Annotated in this window: 16 protein-coding genes; 6 read left to right on the top strand and 10 right to left on the bottom strand. The window is 74.9% G+C overall.

The features are described 5' to 3' along the window. Positions 1-46 precede the first annotated feature (46 nt). Entirely contained in the window at positions 47-3,445 is a 3,399-nt protein-coding gene (locus E1O70_RS04825) for a pyruvate carboxylase (RefSeq protein ID WP_061267332.1), read from the top strand. 52 nt (positions 3,446-3,497) lie between these two features. Further along, the gene (locus E1O70_RS04820; RefSeq protein ID WP_082774345.1) at positions 3,498-4,340 is read left to right on the top strand and encodes an MBL fold metallo-hydrolase; all 843 of its coding nucleotides are present in this window, start codon (positions 3,498-3,500) and stop codon (positions 4,338-4,340) included. Between the two features lie 57 nt (positions 4,341-4,397). Here the strand turns inward: E1O70_RS04820 and E1O70_RS04815 are convergent, their stop codons facing one another. The 6 genes from E1O70_RS04815 to E1O70_RS04790 all read right to left on the bottom strand — a co-directional run bounded on the left by E1O70_RS04815 (position 4,398) and on the right by E1O70_RS04790 (position 10,301). Further along, on the bottom strand, positions 4,398-5,645 hold the full coding sequence (locus E1O70_RS04815; protein WP_206154171.1) for a phospholipase D-like domain-containing protein: 1,248 nt from the start codon (positions 5,643-5,645) through the stop codon (positions 4,398-4,400). Positions 5,646-5,753: 108 nt separating this feature from the next. Then, complete coding sequence (locus E1O70_RS04810; protein ID WP_061267333.1) at positions 5,754-6,023, bottom strand: DUF7218 family protein; 270 nt, start codon at positions 6,021-6,023, stop codon at positions 5,754-5,756. Further along, positions 6,010-7,638 carry a PQQ-binding-like beta-propeller repeat protein gene (locus E1O70_RS04805; RefSeq protein WP_061267300.1) on the bottom strand — a complete coding sequence of 543 codons (1,629 nt, stop codon included), beginning with the start codon at positions 7,636-7,638 and terminating at the stop codon, positions 6,010-6,012. The genes E1O70_RS04810 and E1O70_RS04805 overlap by 14 nt, the downstream gene beginning before the upstream one ends. 71 nt (positions 7,639-7,709) lie before the next feature. Beyond that, entirely contained in the window at positions 7,710-8,771 is a 1,062-nt protein-coding gene (locus tag E1O70_RS04800) for a tyrosine-type recombinase/integrase (protein ID WP_061267301.1), read from the bottom strand. 103 nt (positions 8,772-8,874) lie between these two features. Then, positions 8,875-9,582 (bottom strand): histidine phosphatase family protein, encoded by a 708-nt coding sequence (locus E1O70_RS04795; RefSeq protein WP_240696598.1) that lies wholly within the window; start codon positions 9,580-9,582, stop codon positions 8,875-8,877. A gap of 239 nt (positions 9,583-9,821) precedes the next feature. Then, entirely contained in the window at positions 9,822-10,301 is a 480-nt protein-coding gene (locus E1O70_RS04790; protein WP_061267304.1) for a hypothetical protein, read from the bottom strand. A gap of 214 nt (positions 10,302-10,515) precedes the next feature. Here E1O70_RS04790 and E1O70_RS04785 point away from each other — a divergent pair, with 214 nt between their 5' ends. Both E1O70_RS04785 and E1O70_RS04780 read left to right on the top strand, forming a co-directional pair. After that, positions 10,516-10,869, top strand: coding sequence for a DUF7660 family protein (locus tag E1O70_RS04785; RefSeq protein WP_061267305.1), 354 nt, complete (start codon positions 10,516-10,518; stop codon positions 10,867-10,869). Between the two features lie 273 nt (positions 10,870-11,142). After that, positions 11,143-11,565, top strand: coding sequence for a hypothetical protein (locus E1O70_RS04780; RefSeq protein WP_021483261.1), 423 nt, complete (start codon positions 11,143-11,145; stop codon positions 11,563-11,565). A gap of 61 nt (positions 11,566-11,626) precedes the next feature. On the opposite strand, the gene E1O70_RS04775 is transcribed toward E1O70_RS04780, so the two are convergent. Further along, positions 11,627-12,151, bottom strand: a complete 525-nt coding sequence (locus E1O70_RS04775) for a putative immunity protein (protein ID WP_061267306.1) — start codon at positions 12,149-12,151, stop codon at positions 11,627-11,629. Positions 12,152-12,411: 260 nt separating this feature from the next. Between E1O70_RS04775 and E1O70_RS04770 the strand changes: the two genes are divergently transcribed. Then, on the top strand, positions 12,412-13,170 hold the full coding sequence (locus E1O70_RS04770; protein ID WP_061267307.1) for a DinB family protein: 759 nt from the start codon (positions 12,412-12,414) through the stop codon (positions 13,168-13,170). Positions 13,171-13,200: 30 nt separating this feature from the next. Here E1O70_RS04770 and E1O70_RS04765 read toward each other — a convergent pair whose 3' ends face one another. Continuing rightward, positions 13,201-13,674, bottom strand: a complete 474-nt coding sequence (locus E1O70_RS04765) for a hypothetical protein (protein ID WP_061267308.1) — start codon at positions 13,672-13,674, stop codon at positions 13,201-13,203. 37 nt (positions 13,675-13,711) lie between these two features. Here E1O70_RS04765 and E1O70_RS19825 point away from each other — a divergent pair, with 37 nt between their 5' ends. Beyond that, positions 13,712-14,152: a pyridoxamine 5'-phosphate oxidase family protein gene (locus E1O70_RS19825; RefSeq protein ID WP_061267309.1), complete on the top strand. Its 441-nt coding sequence runs from the start codon at positions 13,712-13,714 to the stop codon at positions 14,150-14,152. A 26-nt stretch (positions 14,153-14,178) separates the two neighbouring features. On the opposite strand, the gene E1O70_RS04755 is transcribed toward E1O70_RS19825, so the two are convergent. Together E1O70_RS04755 and E1O70_RS04750 are read right to left on the bottom strand one after the other, a co-directional pair. Beyond that, positions 14,179-14,922, bottom strand: coding sequence for a hypothetical protein (locus E1O70_RS04755; RefSeq protein WP_061267310.1), 744 nt, complete (start codon positions 14,920-14,922; stop codon positions 14,179-14,181). Between the two features lie 153 nt (positions 14,923-15,075). Next, the gene (locus E1O70_RS04750; RefSeq protein WP_061267311.1) at positions 15,076-15,714 is read right to left on the bottom strand and encodes an FMN reductase; all 639 of its coding nucleotides are present in this window, start codon (positions 15,712-15,714) and stop codon (positions 15,076-15,078) included. Between the last annotated feature and the right edge of the window lie 90 nt (positions 15,715-15,804).

The following is a 15,804-nucleotide window of genomic DNA, read 5'->3' as shown; positions in this document are numbered from 1 at the left end:
CCTCCCCGGCCCGACGACGCCGCCACGCTCGACGGATGGAGTGCCGGTGTTCTCGAAGGTCCTGGTCGCCAACCGCGCGGAGATCGCCGTCAGGGCGTTCCGCGCCGCCTACGAGCTGGGGGCCCGCACGGTCGCGGTGTTCCCGCAGGAGGACCGCAACTCCGAGCACCGGCTCAAGGCCGACGAGGCGTACCTCATCGGGGAGCCCGGCCACCCGGTCCGGGCGTACCTGGACATCGAGGAGATCGTGCGCGTCGCCCGGGAGGCGGGCGCGGACGCCGTCTACCCGGGGTACGGGTTCCTCTCGGAGAACCCCGACCTGGCGCGGGCGTGCGCGGAGGCGGGGCTGACGTTCGTCGGGCCGCCGCCGGAGGTGCTCGAGCTCGCGGGCAACAAGGTGCGGGCGCTCAAGGCGGCGCGTGAGGCGGGCCTGCCGGTGCTCGCGTCGAGCGAGCCGTCGGCGGACGTCGACGAGCTCGTCGCGGCCGCGGACGAGATCGGGTTCCCGGTGTTCGTCAAGGCCGTCGCGGGCGGTGGCGGTCGCGGGATGCGGCGCGTCGACGTGCGCGAGGACCTGCCGGAGGCGCTGGCTGCGGCGATGCGCGAGGCGGACGGCGCGTTCGGTGACCCGACGGTGTTCCTGGAGCAGGCGGTGCTGCGGCCGCGGCACATCGAGGTGCAGATCCTGGCGGACGGCGCGGGGAACGTCGTGCACCTGTACGAGCGGGACTGCTCGTTGCAGCGTCGTCACCAGAAGGTCATCGAGATCGCGCCGGCGCCGAACCTCGACCCGGCGGTCCGGGACGCGCTGTGCGCGGACGCGGTGCGGTTCGCGCGGCACATCGGGTACCAGAACGCGGGCACGGTCGAGTTCCTCGTCGACACGGTGGGCGAGCGTGCGGGGCAGCACGTGTTCATCGAGATGAACCCGCGCATCCAGGTGGAGCACACGGTGACCGAGGAGGTCACGGACGTCGACCTCGTGTCCGCGCAGATGCGGATCGCGGCGGGCGAGACGCTGGCGGACCTGGGCATCCGGCAGGAGGACGTGCGCGTCAACGGCGCGGCCCTGCAGACCCGGATCACCACGGAGGACCCGGCGAACGGGTTCCGTCCCGACACGGGCCGGATCATCGCCTACCGGTCGCCGGGCGGGGCGGGTGTCCGGCTCGACGGGGCGACGGCGACGGCGGGGTCGGTCGTGTCGGGCCACTTCGACTCGATGCTGGTGAAGCTCACGTGCCGGGGGCGGGACTTCCCGACGGCGGTGCGGCGCGCGCGTCGTGCGCTGGCGGAGTTCCGCATCCGCGGCATCCGGACGAACATCCCGTTCCTGCAGGCGGTCCTCGCCGACCCGGAATTCGTGGCGGGCAACGTGGCGACGTCGTTCATCGACGAGCGGCCCGAGCTGCTCGCCGCGCGCGAGAGCGCGGACCGGGGCACGCGCCTGCTCGCGTACGTGGGGGACACCACCGTCAACCGGCCGCACGGGGAGCCGCGGGTCACGACCGACCCGGCGGCGAAGCTGCCGCCGTTCGACCTGACGGTCGCGCCCCCGCCCGGGTCGCGCCAGCAGCTCCTCGAGCTCGGCCCGGAGGGGTTCGCGCGGGCGCTGCGGGGCGAGCAGCGGCTGCGCGTCACGGACACGACGTTCCGCGACGCGCACCAGTCGCTGCTCGCGACGCGGGTGCGCACGCACGACCTGGCGGCCGTCGCGCCGTACGTGGCGCGGGCGACGCCGCAGCTGTGGTCGGTCGAGGCGTGGGGCGGGGCGACGTACGACGTCGCGCTGCGCTTCCTCGGGGAAGACCCGTGGGAGCGGCTCGCGACCCTGCGTGCCGCGATGCCGAACCTCGCGATCCAGATGCTGCTGCGCGGTCGCAACACGGTCGGGTACACGCCGTACCCGACGCGCGTCACGGAGGCGTTCGTCGAGGAGGCCGCGGCGACGGGCATCGACGTGTTCCGCATCTTCGACGCGCTCAACGACGTCGACCAGATGCGTCCCGCGATCGAGGCCGTGCGCGCGACCGGCACGACGGTCGCGGAGGTCGCGCTGTGCTACACGGGCAACCTGCTCGACCCGGCCGAGGACCTGTACACGCTCGACTACTACCTGCGCCTCGCGGACCGCATCGTCGACGCCGGTGCGCACGTCCTCGCGATCAAGGACATGGCCGGGCTGCTGCGGCCCGCCGCCGCGAGCCGGCTCGTGACCGCGCTGCGCGAGCGGTTCGACCTGCCCGTGCACCTGCACACCCACGACACGTCCGGCGGGCAGATGGCCACGCTGCTCGCCGCCGCCGCGGCGGGCGTCGACGCGGTCGACGCCGCGAGCGCCGCGATGGCGGGGACGACGAGCCAGCCGCCGCTGTCGGCGCTGGTCGCCGCGCTGGAGCACACCGAGCGCGACACCGGGCTGTCGCTGGCGGCGGTCGCAGACCTCGAGCCGTACTGGGAAGCGGTGCGCCGCGTCTACGCGCCGTTCGAGTCGGGTCTGCCCGGGCCGACGGGTCGCGTGTACGAGCACGAGATCCCGGGCGGTCAGCTGTCGAACCTGCGCCAGCAGGCGATCGCGCTGGGCCTGGGGGACCGGTTCGAGCAGATCGAGGCGATGTACGCGGCCGCGGACCGGATCCTCGGGCGGCTGGTGAAGGTGACGCCGTCGTCGAAGGTCGTGGGCGACCTCGCGCTGCACCTCGTGGCGGCGGGCGCGGACCCGGCGGAGTTCGCGGCGGACCCGCAGTCGTTCGACATCCCGGACTCCGTGGTCGGGTTCCTGGGCGGCGAGCTGGGCGACCCGCCCGGCGGCTGGCCGGAGCCGTTCCGGTCGCGCGCGCTCGCCGGCCGTGCGGCGCGGGCCGGGGTCACGCCGCTCTCGGCCGAGGACGAGGCGGAGCTCGCGCAGGAGGGCGAGGTGCGCCGTCGTCGGCTCAACCACCTGCTCTTCGCGGGGCCGACGAAGGAGTTCGAGCAGGTGCGCCAGGCGTACGGGGACGTGTCGGTGCTCGACACCCCCACGTACCTGTACGGGCTGGAGCCGGGGCAGGAGGTCGCGGTCGCGCTCGGCAAGGGCGTGCGCCTGCTCGTGGGCCTCGAGGCGATCGGCACGCCCGACGAGCGCGGGATGCGCACGGTGATGTTCACCCTCAACGGCCAGCTGCGCCCGATCCAGGTGCGCGACCGCGCGGTGGACGTGGACGCGCGCACCGCCGAGAAGGCGGACCCGACCCAGCCCGGCCAGGTCGCGGCACCGTTCGCGGGCGCGGTGACGCCGGTCGTCGTCGTGGGCGACGTCGTCGAGGCGGGGCAGACGGTCGCGACCGTCGAGGCGATGAAGATGGAGGCGGCGATCACGACGCCCGTCGGGGGCACGGTCCAGCGGGTCGCGATCGGCGCGGTGCAGCAGCTGGAGGGCGGCGACCTCGTCCTCGTGGTGGGCTGAGGGGCCGGCTCCCGCACGGGCGGGGCGGCCAAGGACGACTCGAGGAGGTTCCATGCAGGTCACGTTCCACGGGCACGCGTGCGTCACGGTGCGCCACGGCGGTCAGGTCGTCGCCATCGACCCCGGCACGTTCAGCGACGCCGCGGCCGCGCTGGCGGACGCCGGCACGGTGCTCCTCACCCACCAGCACCCCGACCACGTGGACACCGGCGCCCTCGGTGACGCCCTCGCGGCCCGGCCGGAGCTCACGGTGTGGGCGCCCGAGGAGGTGGCCGCCGCGGTGCGTCCGGCGCTGCCCGACGGCGCGGCGTCGCGCGTGCACGTCGTCGCGCCGGGGGACGGCCTGGACCTGGGCGGTCTGGAGGTCGTGGTGGGCGGCGGCCGGCACGCGGTGATCCACCCGGACGTCCCGCGGATCGCGAACGTCACGTACCTCGTGCGCGGGGACGGAGCGACGCTCCTGCACCCGGGCGACTCGTTCGACGCGCCGGACCCGGGCGTGCTGGGCGGGCGGCGGCTCGACGTGCTGCTCGCGCCCGTCTCGGCGCCGTGGCTCAAGCTCGCCGAGACGATCGACTTCGTGCGCGCGCTCGACCCGCGGGTCGTGGTGCCGGTGCACGACGCGCTGCTGTCGGACGTCGGGCACGGCCTCGTGAACCGGCTCCTGGGCGAGCAGCGCACCGGCGGCACGTACGAGTACCGGCCGTTGACGACCGGGGAGTCGATCGACGTCGCCGCGGGCACCCTGGACGGCGCGGCGGACGCCGTCGCGCGCGAGCTGCGCGACGAGCACCCCGAGTTCGGGGAGGTCGCGCTGCTCGAGACCGACGAGACCGTGCCGCCGCGGCCGGAGGAGGAGGCGGCCGACGTGCTGCGCTCCGACCCGGCCCGCTGAGCCGTGGAGCCGCCCGCCGTCGTCGTCGCCCGAAGGACGGCGACGACGGCGGCGCTGCTACAGCAGCGGGCGCAGGGGAGTGAGGACGACCTCGCTGAGCTTCGCCGCCACCGAGCGCGAGTCCCACTCGTCGAGCGTCAGCTCGCGCGAGTTCGACAGGTCGACCTCGAAGACCTTCTCCATCTGCTCGGCCACCCCCGGGTCCGTGATCTCGAGGTTCACCTCGTAGTTCCCCGTGAGGGACAGCCGGTCGATGTTCGCCGTGCCGATCGTCGTCCACGCGCCGTCGATGGTCGCGGTCTTCGCGTGCACCATGGCGTTGCGGTACAGGTGGATGCGGACCCCGCCCTTGAGCAGCGCCGTGTACAGGCCGCGCGACAGCCAGTCCGCGAGCACGTGGTTCGAGCGCTCGGGAACGAGGACCCGCACGTCGACGCCGCGCGCCGCGGCCGCGAGCAGCGCGGCCAGGATCTCCCGGTCGGGGATGAAGTACGCCTGCGTGATGTAGACGTGCGAGCTCGCGCGGTCGATCGCGTCGAGATAGATCCCGCGGATCGGGAACACCAGGTGCGCCGGCGCGTTGCGGGCCGCGCGCAGCCGCGGCTCCCAGTGCACCGACCCCGGGTCGGCGAGCAGCGGCTGGTCCGAGGCGCGGTTCGCGTTCCAGAAGTCGACGAACGCGTTGCGCAGCTCCCACGCGCTCGGCCCGACGAGGCGCACGTGCGTGTCGCGCCACTGCGTCGCGTACAGGGCGCCGATGTTGTACCCGCCCACGAACGCGATCTCGTCGTCGACGACGAGGATCTTGCGGTGGTCACGACCGGACTTGCGCACGTTGAGCATGAGCACGCCCGGGCGGAACACCGGGTACCGGATGACGTGGATCGGCTCGGGCAGGTCGAAGAACGCCTGGGGGACGACGAGGTTCGCGAAGCCGTCGTACACGACGAACACCTCGACGCCGCGCTCGCTCGCCTCGACGAGCGCCTGCTTGAACTCCTCGCCGAGCGCGTCGGCCTTCCAGATGTACGTCTCGAGCAGGATGCGGCGCCGTGCGCCGCGGATCGCGCCGAGCATCTCCCGGTACACGTCCTCGCCGTACGTGAAGACGGTCGTCGTGGTGCCCGCGACCTCGACGTCGGCGGGGGCCGAGCGCGGGAACGAGGCCTCGGTGGCGTTGCGGCGCTTGCGGATCGCGTCCGCGGTGACGAGCACGCCCGCGACCGTCACGGGTGCCGCGACGGCGACCACGAGCGCACGGGAGAGCAGACGGCGGGCGGTGCGCAGGGCGGAGTCGGCGGACAGGTGCACGCACTCACCGTAGCGGGCGGCACCCCGGGCGCGACCGGAAGACGGTCGCGCCGCGGGTGAGATCCCGCACGGGCCCGTCCTCGGCCCGTCCTCGGTGCGTCCTCAGTGCGAGCGCAGCGCGCGGACCAGCTCCGCCTTGCGCATGGAGGACCGGCCCTCGATGCCGATCTCGGCGGCGCGCTTGCGCAGCCTCTCGACGGTCCAGTCCTCGTAGTCGCCGGCCTTGCCGCCCTTGCGGCCCACGCTCGAGCGCGACGAGCCCGCCGCGGCGTTCGCGATGCGCGCCGCCTTCTCCTTCGAGTCGCCCTCGTCCCGCAGCTTCTCGTACAGGTCGGGGTCCTTCACGCTCGGACCCGGATCACGCTTCGGCACGACGGCCTCCTTCACCTCGGTCCGGCGGCCCGGACGGCAGCGCCGGTCTCCCGACAGGCTCTCGCCCTCGTCGCCCTCTCGCACGCGGACGACTCCTCCCGCACGGACGACGCTCCAGCACGACGACGCGCGACGTCCCCGCGTCCACGTGCCCCACGTACCCCGCCAGGGCCGTGAACCCGGACGGGTCGCCGTCACCGACGACGTCCCAGCGCACGTCCCCGTCCTCGAGCGAGAGGGCGACCGTCCGCGAGCGCCGCGACGAGCCGTCGGGGACGACCAGGGCGAGCGTGACGCCGTCGGTGAACGCGGCCGCGACACCACGGGTGAGATCGACCCGGGGGCCCGTGGTGCCCGGGCCGTCGTCCGCCGTCGTGGTGGTGCTCCCGGGCGCCGTGCCGACGCCCGGCACGGCAGCGCGACCGGCGGGCGAGCTGCGCGGCCACGACCACACGGGCTCGCCCGAGCGCGCGTCCAGGGCGACGACCCGTTCGCCGGTGACGACGACGGCGCGCTCAGCCGCGAGCGCGACGACCTGGGCGACGGGCTGCGCGAGCCGCCACCGCTCGCGCAGCCCGTCGCCGGAGCCGTCCGCGGCCGCGAGGGCGCGCACACCGTCGGCGGTGGCGACCAGCCAGGGGGCAGCGTCGTCCTCGGGGCCGACGAGCGGCCGCAGGAGCCGACCGTCGACGGCGGCGAGCACCGCCGCGTCCGGGGCGACGAGCTCGGTCGTCGCCCCGCGCCCGGGCGGCAGCACGCGGGTGCGCAGGAACGTCCCGTCGGGCAGCGGGACGACGTCGGTCGTGACGGCCGGGCCGGGGGCGTCGATGCGGGCGCCGGCGAGGGTGAGGACGGCGCTGACGCGACATCCCCGCACGACGAGCAGGCCGTCCTCGACGGTGGCGGCGGCCTGCCCGGCGACCTGGGGCCGGCACATCGGGGTGCGTTCCGCGTCGTCGGGCGGCACGTCGTGCCGCCAGCGCACGCGCGCCGTGCGGGCGTCCTGGAGCGCGAGGTGCACGACCCCTCCGGTGCGGGCCCACCGCAGCACGGTCCCGTCGGGCGCGGGGACCGCGCGGCCGAGCGTGTCGCCCAGCGGCACCGGGCCGGTCACTGGGCCGTCCGGGCCGACGACGTGCGCGACCGGGGCGAGCGCGGGTCCCGTCACGCACACGAGCGCCTCGGTCACCGGTCCCGCCGACTCGTCGGGGGTCGGTCCGCACGTGGCGGTGGCGTCGAGAGCGAGCCAGCGCCGGGCGCCCGAGGCGGCGTCGCGCCCCTCGACCCCGGCGGCGGTGACCGTGACGACCACGTCGTCGACGACGGCGACGCGCGGGGCGGCGGCGTCCGCGGACCAGGCGGGGGTCGGGGGCACCGCGAGCGAACGGACGGCGCCGGTGTGGGCGAGGCGGGCCTGCTCCGCCGTCGACGAGCGCCACGAGGCGACCGCGCCGAGCGCGACCGCGAGCGCGAGCAGAGGCGCCACGACGCGCGCGAGGAGGGTGCGTCGTCGGGCAGGGGCCGCGCGCCCGGGTGCCCCCTCCGCGGGTGTGCCGCGCCCGCCCGGCGCGGGCTCGTCGTCGGGGACGAGCTCCACCCGGTGGAGCGGGGCCATGCCTGCGACGCTACGCCCCGCGCGGCCGGGTGTCAGCGCCCCCGAGGTCACCGCCCGGGTGCTCGGGCCGGTCAGGCCTCGCTGGGTTCGAGCGCCGCGGAGAGCGGGTGGGCCCGGATCGCGGCCGCGAGCTCGCCTTCGATGCGGTCGAGGTAGACGCCGGTGGTCGCGATGGACGCGTGCCCGAGCAGCTCCGCGACGACCTTGACGTCCCAGCCCTCCGCGGCGAGCAGCGTCGCGGTCGTGTGGCGCAACGCGTGCGGGGTCGCCTCGCGACGGTACTGCGCGGGCATACGCTCGACGCAGCGGCGCAGCAGCCCGCGCACGGCCTGGGCGTCGATCCGGCGACCCCGCCACGACAGCAGGAGCGCGCGCTGCGCGTCCGGGTCGTCGGGCCGGCGGGCGAGGAGCGTCGGGCGCAGGTGCGCGAGGTACTCCTCGAGCGCGTCCGCGAGCGGGGGAGACAGCGTGACGGTGCGGACGTGGCCACCCTTGCCCTGGATGCGCCATCGCGTCTGGTCCGGTTCGCGGGAGAAGTCGTCGAGGTTCGCCCGCTCGAGCTCGGACACGCGCGGGCCGAGGACGAGGAGGAGCGCGACGACGAGGCGGTCACGGAGCTGGAGGTCCTGGTCGCGGCGCGAGACGGCGGGCTCCCCGGGTGCGCGGGCGGCGGACACCTCGAGCAGCGAGGCAGCCGAGCCCGCGGACAGCGCGGTGCGGGCGACGCGCAGCCCGTCGCGCAGGCGGGCCGGGGGAGCGGCCCACTGCATCGGGTCGGCCTGCACCCAGCCCTCGCGCGCGGCGTGCGCGAAGAAGCGCGTCACCGACTGGCGGAACCGGTTCACCGTCGCTGCCGAGCGGCCCGTGCTGCCGGGCTTGCGGGACGCATCGGCGTACCGGCCGTCGGGCGTGGTCTGGTAGCGCAGGAGCACGTCGTCGACGTCCTCGCCCGTGACGTCGTCCAGGATGCGCGCGGGTCCCGCGAGGCGCGCGAACTCCGCGACGTCCCGCTCGTAGCTGCGGCGCGTCGTGGGGGACAGGATGCCGCGCAGGGTCTGCGCGGCGACGGACGCGAGATAGCGGTCGGCTGCCTCGGCGACGGTGATCCGCTCGAGGCGGGGCGGGGCGACCATGGTGCGGGCCTCCTGGGGGACGGGTCGCCGTCAGCCTAGGACGCGCCACCCACAGCGCTGCCCGCCCGCGGCGCGCTGACCTGCACCGACGCTCTTGTGGTCGTCAGCCGCGCGCCTCGGTGCCCGCGGCGAGGTGCGCGACGTCGCCCAGGGCGACGACGGCGCGGTTGTGGAAGTAGCCGTCCTCACGCAGCGTCGTGATGCTGCCCGAGGGCACCGGGAAGGCGACGTGCCCCGCGGCGTCGACGGGCATGCCGATCCAGGCCGCGACGACGAACGTGGCGGCGAACCCGTGCGTCACGACGACCTGGTGGTCCACGTCCCGGCGCAGGAGGTCCGTCGTCGCCGCGTACACGCGCAGCGCGACGTCGAGGCGGGTCTCGGCGCCGGCGACACCGACGTCGTGCCGCAGGCGGTCGCCCGTCGCGGGCGGCGGGACGAACCGTGCGTCGAGCCACGCCTGGGGCCGCCCGCCGGCCTCGCCGTAGGACGCCTCGCGCAGCCGGGGGTCGAGGCGCACCGCCGTGCCGAGCGCGTCGGCGACCGCGGTCGCGGTGCGGCGCGTGCGCAGGAGGTCGGACGTGACGACGTCCGTGCTCGCACCGGCCGGGACACGCGCGCGCAGCGCCGCCGCGACGAGGTGCGCCTGCCGCAGCCCGGCGGGCGTGAGGTCGGAGTCGTGCTGGCCGCCGACGAGTCCGTCGACGTGGTGCGTCGCCTCCGGGTGGGTGACGACGTGCACGGTGCGCTCGCGCACACCGACGAGGTCGGGCAGCGGGGGAGGGAGGAGCGGTCGGGGAGCGTCGGGCACCGGGACAGGGTGGCACATATGGCGGACAGGACGGTGGTGGCGAGGGGAGCGTCGTGGCGGGCGTGCACCGTGACGCAGGGGCAGCCTCGCCTGGAGCGGGGGATCGATAGCTCCGGCGGACCCGGCGGCAGGATGGTGATCCGAAAAAACGCCGGCGACCCGTCGTGCGGTCACCGCTCGCACGCGCGCGTCACCATGGTGTTGACCTAAACACAATGGTTTGGGGTCTATGTCCGATTCTAGGCATCGTAGCCGATGGTGCGGTCCCGAACCACCCGTCGGCTGCTCGGCGCTGCGACGGGTCGCGGCGAGCTCGCGGACGACGGCCGGTCGCCACGCTGGTCGGCACCGTTCGTGGGCCGGGCCTGCACGGGGGACACCGTGCGCCAGGTCCACACGCCGGCCGCCGCGAGGCCGCCGACGGCGCCGATGACGAGGAACGCCAGGACGGTCAGGACGAGCACCGGCAACCAGACGAGCGTCGCGCACGTCGTCAGGACGCGTCCAGACCGACGAGCATCCGGTGCGGCGGCCGTGAACACCGAGGTCGACGCGCCCGGCGATGCCGAGACGGAGTTCGAGGGCGCCGGTGCGACGGACGCGCCGATGCCGGTCCGCGACGCACGCTGCAGGGATCGCACGGCGCGGCGAGCCGCTCGGCGGTCGGCGTTGCGGGCGGCCAGGGCGAGAAGCTGCGGTGCGTACGTCGTCGTGCTCATGACGAAGGGGAGCCCATCAGGGCGCCTGGTGATGCGCCGGAGGGCGCTTCATCTCCGGCTTAATGACATAATGTACATTATCGGCGGCTGATGATGAGTGTTGCCATGGGTCGCCAAGCTCCTGCCAGCACGGGTCCGGAGCCTGTTCGACGGCTCGCTCTGACATCATCGCCGCATGGAGCTCGTGTGCCGCCGGTGCCATCGAAGCGTGCGCGTGGGCGCGGCCGAGTACGAGACCTTCGAGCGGATGCACTACGTCTGCTTCCCCTACGAGTTCGAGCACCAGGACTTCGACGTCGACGAGAGCTGTGGACTGGCCGGCTGCCCCTCCGAGGCGAACGGCTCCGGCAGGCGGACGGTCATCGCGACGGCCCGAGCCTTGGCGACCGCCGCAGCTGCCGACGACCCTTGGAGCAACCGTTCCCTCCACGAGTACCTCGAGGCGCTCGCGCGATGGCTCGAGAACTCAGACGCGTACTACCGCAACGATGCCGACCGCAGGACCACACCCCCCGACGGGTGGACGGTCGTCGACGATGCCCTGCGCGCCGCTGCGACGCACGAATGAAGACCCGTTGCCTCACGCGCGCCAGGACATCCGCGTGGTGTTCGCGCCACCGGGCGGTTCCAGGACCTCACGAACGACTTTCCCTGGTCTTGGCATGCTGCTGACCTGGACGCGCAGATCGCCGAACGCTGTTCCACGGACGCGACAGGCACGTGAGATGCGAGGTACCAACTACTCCCCCGGCGCCCTCGTCGAGCAGAGGTGCGGCCGAGAGCCGCCGAGCACCGCGGCCTTCGACGGCACCCTGCGGGTCCGCGGGTGTGTACTGGCCCTATGGGATCCGCCGGCCTGGAACCGTCCACCCGCTGCGCGATCGACGCGGTCACCGCGCTGCGTCTCGTGCACGACGACGTGACCCTCGGTGCGCGCCGCCCGCTCGTCGGGCCGTCCGTCCTGCGCAGCCACGCGCTGTCGATGCTGTACCAGGACGTGCGCCGCGGCGCCCTCGACGACAAGACGGCGCGCGAGCGTCTTGAAGGTGTCGCGTCGCTGCGGATCCGTCTGCTCGGTGACCGGGTCTCGCGCGCGACGGCGTTCCGCATCGCGCGCGAGCTCGACGCCGACGACACGTCGGCCACCGAGTACGTCGCGGTCGCGACGCTCCAGGCCGACGTTCTCGTGGCCGGTGACGAGCAGGTCGCCGCCGCGGCGGACGGCCGGATCCCGCTCGTCGCGTACGAGGACCTCCTGCGCTGAGCGACCACGTTCGTCAGCGCTCGTGACACCACGGTCGAACCCGTCCGAGCCGGGCTCGGGGTCAGTCGTCGAACACGTGCCAGCAGATCGCGCTGCGACGCCTCTGGTCGTCGAGCACGAGCTCGCGCAGCTCGGCCGGGATACGCCCGCGCTGCCGGTCCCGTTCCGCGAGGCGCGCCGCCTCGGCGTCCTCCCCGCGTGCTGCGGCGTCCGCGGCAGCCGCGCGGATCGCGTACGCCGCAGCGCCCAGCCCGTGGGCGGCGACGTGCGCCACGGCGACGGCCTGACCGGCCGCGAGCGCCGCGTACTTGACGGGTGCGGTCTGGTCGCGGCCGGCGGCGTTGGCGACGAAGGCGGTGGTGTGGGCGGTCTTCATGGGGACGTCTCCGCGTACCCAGGCGCGGGCGACGTCGAGGGCGTCCCGGGGTCGGGTGTCGTCTGGTCGTGCGCGTTCGAAGATCGGCAGGACGTGCTCGGCGCAGTCGACGGCCCATCGTGCGATCTGGTGGTGGTGCTCGTCGGTGAGGGTGCCTCCGCGTCGGATGGTGACGAGGCGGGGGTCTCGGTCGGTGGGCAGGATCGGCATGGTGCGATGCTCCCCCGGTCCGGTGTCGGGGCACCAGCCCTGGGGGCGCGTGGGCCAGGTCGTGGGGCCGATGGCCGGGGGCTCTGGTGGGGCGAGGGTCGGGCGGCGTACGGTGCGAACGTCCCCGTTCGTCGTCCGTCCGGGAGGTGCTGAGGCCTCTCCCCCGGGCCGGGACCCTCGTGCCGTGTCGTCGGCGCGATGGGTCCTCTCCCCCGGGTCTGGCGTGTCCTGTCGGGCGGGTCGTTCTCGAGGAGGCGCTCATGGTCCGGTTCACCCGCTCCGACGATCTGCGGGGTGCGACGTTCGAGGGTGTGGACCTGCGGGGTGCGCGGTTCGTGGAGCCGGACCTGTCGGGCGTCGTGGTGCGGGGTGCGCAGGTGGAGGGTCTGGACGTCGACGCGCCGTGGTTGTCGGACGGCGATGCTCCGGTGCTGGTGAACGGTGTGGACGTGCGGGGGTTCGTGGAGGCGGAGCTGGACCGGCGGTTCCCTGGCAGGGAGCTGCGGCGGGCGGCGGACCCGGACGGTCTGCGGGTGGCGTGGGCGGCGCTGGAGTCCACGTGGGCGGCGACGCTGGAGCGGGTGGCGGCGTTGCCCGCGATCGCCGTGGACGTGTCGGTGGACGGTGAGTGGTCGTTCGCGCAGACGGTGCGGCACCTGGTGCTGGCGACGGACGTGTGGCTGGGGCGTGCGGTGCTGGGGGTGGAGCGGCCGTTCCATCCTCTGGGGCAGCCGGGTCCGCAGGCGGCGGAGGACGGGTTGGACCTGTCGCTGTTCGCTGTGGGGACGCCGTCGTTCGCGGAGGTGCTGGAGGCGCGGGCGGGCCGGGTGGCGATGGTGCGGGACTTCCTGGTGGGGGTGACGCCGGAGTCGTTGGGGGTGGTGCGTCGCAACCCGTGGTCGCCGGAGTATCCGGAGACGACGTTGTCGTGCGTGCACGTGATCCTGGAGGAGGAGTGGGAGCACCATCGGTTCGCGGTGCGGGACCTGGCTGTGGTCGAGGCGTCGCTGGCGGGGTGAGCACGGGTGGCCCGGTTGCGGTGCGTGGGGTCAGGTGGTGCGTGACACCTGGGCGGCGAGGTTGGGGGTGAGCCGGGTGAGGTCGGGGTCGGTGGGGAGCCCGTCGGGGACGAGGGTGGCGGTGACGAGAGTCTGGGCGTCACCGTACTCCACGCGGAGGTGGCCGTCGTCGAGGTCGGTGACGAGGCCGCAGGTGGAGGCTCCGGCGTCGTCGTCCGGGGTGTCGCCTTCGACGACGGTGACGAGGCAGACGACGTCCTGCCCGTCGCGGGTGCCCGACCCGGCGTAGAAGATGGCCCCGTCGAGCTCGCCGAGGCGTCGCGCGGAGGTGGGGTCCATCTCGTCGGGCGTCATCGTGTCGACGAGGGCGTCGTCGGGGGTGGGTGCGTCGGCGAGGCGGGTGACGAGGTCCTGCGGTGTCACGGGCCCGGAGCAGGCGGTGAGGGCGACGAGCGCGGCACCGACGAGGAGGGCGGGTCGGGCCGGGTGGCGGGACAGGTCCATCGTGGATGGATATCACGGCGGAGGCTACGGTGGCAGCATGGATCGTGGGGAGTTCGTCGGCTTCGTCCGTTCTCAGGGGTGGGGCGTCGTGGCGTCCCTCGGCGACGACGGTGGCCCGCAGGCGGCGTTCCTCGCGGTGGCGGCGACGGACGCGGGTGAGCTGGTGTTCGACGCGCGCGCGTCGTCGCGCAAGGTGGCGAACGTGGCCCGGGACCCGCGCGTCGCCGTGACGGTCGGCGGGACGGACGGGACGACCGTGCAGTGCGAGGGCGTCGCGGACGTCCCGGCCGGTGCGGACCGGCGGCGCTGCGCCGCGGCGTACGCGGCGGCGTTCCCGCAGTTCGCGGGGTCGCTGCTGGACGACGGCATCGTGCTGCTGCGGGTGACCCTGGCGTGGGCGCGGTACGGGGACTTCCGCGACGGCCGGTCCGTGATGATCGAGGTCGACGTGACCGGGTGGGGCACGGCCGGGGACTGACGTAGTCCCCCGTCGGGTCGGGCCCGTCAGCCGAGCAGGGCCTGCTTGGCGCGGGCGTACTCGGTGTCGGTGAGGTCTCCGGCGCGGTGGAGCGCGGCGAGGCGTTCGAGCCGGGTGACGAGGTCCGCTCCCCTGCCGGTGGGTGCCGGGTCGGTGGTGGCGCGCCCGACGACGCGCCACAGGGCACGCGTGAACACTCCCGGTCGGCGGTCGGTCCCGGCATGGTCGGGGCGCAGGTGCGGGAGCCGGGTGGAGGGCACAGTGCGGTCGTCGAGCTCGATGGCGCCGGGGCGGGTGGCGGCGAGCGAGCGGGCGAAGCGCGCGAACCGTGCGGAGGAGCCCTCGAGCAGGACGGCGCGCGTGGCGCGGGCGGTGGGGTGCTGGTCGTCGCGCCAGGTGACGGCGACGGTGGGGCCGTCGCCGGTGACGGTGACGACAGGCCGCCCGGCGGGCTGCACGACGGTGTCGTCGCCGCGCACGAGGCGCAGGCGCGTGCCGTCCCACACGAGGCGGCCCCCGGCGACGTGGAACATGGCGGGGTACCGGGGTGCGGCGGTGAACCGGGCGGCGTCGGGGGTGGGCTGCGGTGCCCGGACGATGCCGACGGGCCGGCGCCGGGGTGGGGCCGCGACGTCCTGGTCGGGGCGGGGCGCGTGGTCGGCGAGGGCTTCGACGACGGGGACGGCGAGGGTCTGCGGGGCGGCGGGGCGCGTGGCCGGTTCCGGGTCGCCGGGTCGCGCGGCCTGGTCCTCGGTGGTGCTGCGGCGCATGGTGCTCCCCCGTCGTCGTCGGTCCCCCGATCCTGCCGCGACGGGCCTGCCGGGGGCAAGGCCGGTCGCGGTGCGGGCGGGGTGTCGTCGCAGGTCGGGCGGGGGTGCGCGCCCCGGCCGGAGCACCGGTGGCCGGGGCGCGCGGTCAGGAGGTCACAGGCCGCCGAGCAGGGCCGTGAAGTCGGGCGTCCCGGCGAACGGGTCCGCGGGGCCGGTGTTCTTGCGCAGCGCGACCTTCTCCGCGAGCTCGCTGCCCGCGCGGGCGATGCGAGCGGGCAGGCCACCCCCGGAGTCGCCCTCGGCGGCCGCCCAGTCGTCGGTCGCGGCGAACACGGACGTCGTAGCGACGTCGGCCCGCAGGTAGGTGAACAGGGGGCGCAGCGAGTACTCGAGCGCGAGCGAGTGGCGGGCGGTGCCGCCGGTCGCGCCGAGCAGGACGGGCGTGCCGGTGAGCGAGTCCTTGTCGAGGACGTCGACGAACGACTTGAGCAGCCCGGAGTAGGTGGTGGTGAACAGCGGGGTGGTCACGACGATCCCGTCGGCGGCGGTGAGGCGCTCGAGCACGCCCGCGAGGTCGCCGGTCGGGAAGCCGGTGAGCATGGCGTCGACGACGGCGTGCGCGTGGTCGCGCAGCTCGACGGTCTCGATCTCGGCGCTCACGCCGAGGCCCTGCAGCTCGCGCACCGTGGCCTCGCCGAGCCGGTCGGCGAGCAGGCGCGTGGAGGACGGCTTGGACAGCCCGGCGGACACCACGACGAGGCGGCGGTCCGGGGCGGGGGTGCTGGCGGTCATGCGGTGCTCCTGAGGTGCTGACGTGCGGTGCGGGGTGCGGCCCGTCGTGGGCCGGGTGCTGCCATGCCCGACGGCGGCCGGTCGCGGGTG

Source organism: Cellulosimicrobium funkei, assembly GCF_004519295.1.
In the GTDB taxonomy this organism is placed as follows: domain Bacteria; phylum Actinomycetota; class Actinomycetes; order Actinomycetales; family Cellulomonadaceae; genus Cellulosimicrobium; species Cellulosimicrobium funkei.
Note: the sequence above shows the minus strand (reverse complement) of the source record. Positions and strands in the feature narration are given on the sequence as shown.

Excerpts from the sequence above, each read along its gene's own strand:
- E1O70_RS04820 (WP_082774345.1), top strand. The coding sequence starts at position 3,498 with ATGCAGGTCACGTTCCACGGGCACGCGTGCGTCACGGTGCGCCACGGC.
- E1O70_RS04805 (WP_061267300.1), bottom strand. The coding sequence starts at position 7,638 with ATGGCCCCGCTCCACCGGGTGGAGCTCGTCCCCGACGACGAGCCCGCG.
- E1O70_RS04800 (WP_061267301.1), bottom strand. The coding sequence starts at position 8,771 with ATGGTCGCCCCGCCCCGCCTCGAGCGGATCACCGTCGCCGAGGCAGCC.
- E1O70_RS04790 (WP_061267304.1), bottom strand. The coding sequence starts at position 10,301 with ATGAGCACGACGACGTACGCACCGCAGCTTCTCGCCCTGGCCGCCCGC.
- E1O70_RS04780 (WP_021483261.1), top strand. The coding sequence starts at position 11,143 with ATGGGATCCGCCGGCCTGGAACCGTCCACCCGCTGCGCGATCGACGCG.
- E1O70_RS04775 (WP_061267306.1), bottom strand. The coding sequence starts at position 12,151 with ATGCCGATCCTGCCCACCGACCGAGACCCCCGCCTCGTCACCATCCGA.
- E1O70_RS04770 (WP_061267307.1), top strand. The coding sequence starts at position 12,412 with ATGGTCCGGTTCACCCGCTCCGACGATCTGCGGGGTGCGACGTTCGAG.
- E1O70_RS04765 (WP_061267308.1), bottom strand. The coding sequence starts at position 13,674 with ATGGACCTGTCCCGCCACCCGGCCCGACCCGCCCTCCTCGTCGGTGCC.
- E1O70_RS19825 (WP_061267309.1), top strand. The coding sequence starts at position 13,712 with ATGGATCGTGGGGAGTTCGTCGGCTTCGTCCGTTCTCAGGGGTGGGGC.
- E1O70_RS04755 (WP_061267310.1), bottom strand. The coding sequence starts at position 14,922 with ATGCGCCGCAGCACCACCGAGGACCAGGCCGCGCGACCCGGCGACCCG.
- E1O70_RS04750 (WP_061267311.1), bottom strand. The coding sequence starts at position 15,714 with ATGACCGCCAGCACCCCCGCCCCGGACCGCCGCCTCGTCGTGGTGTCC.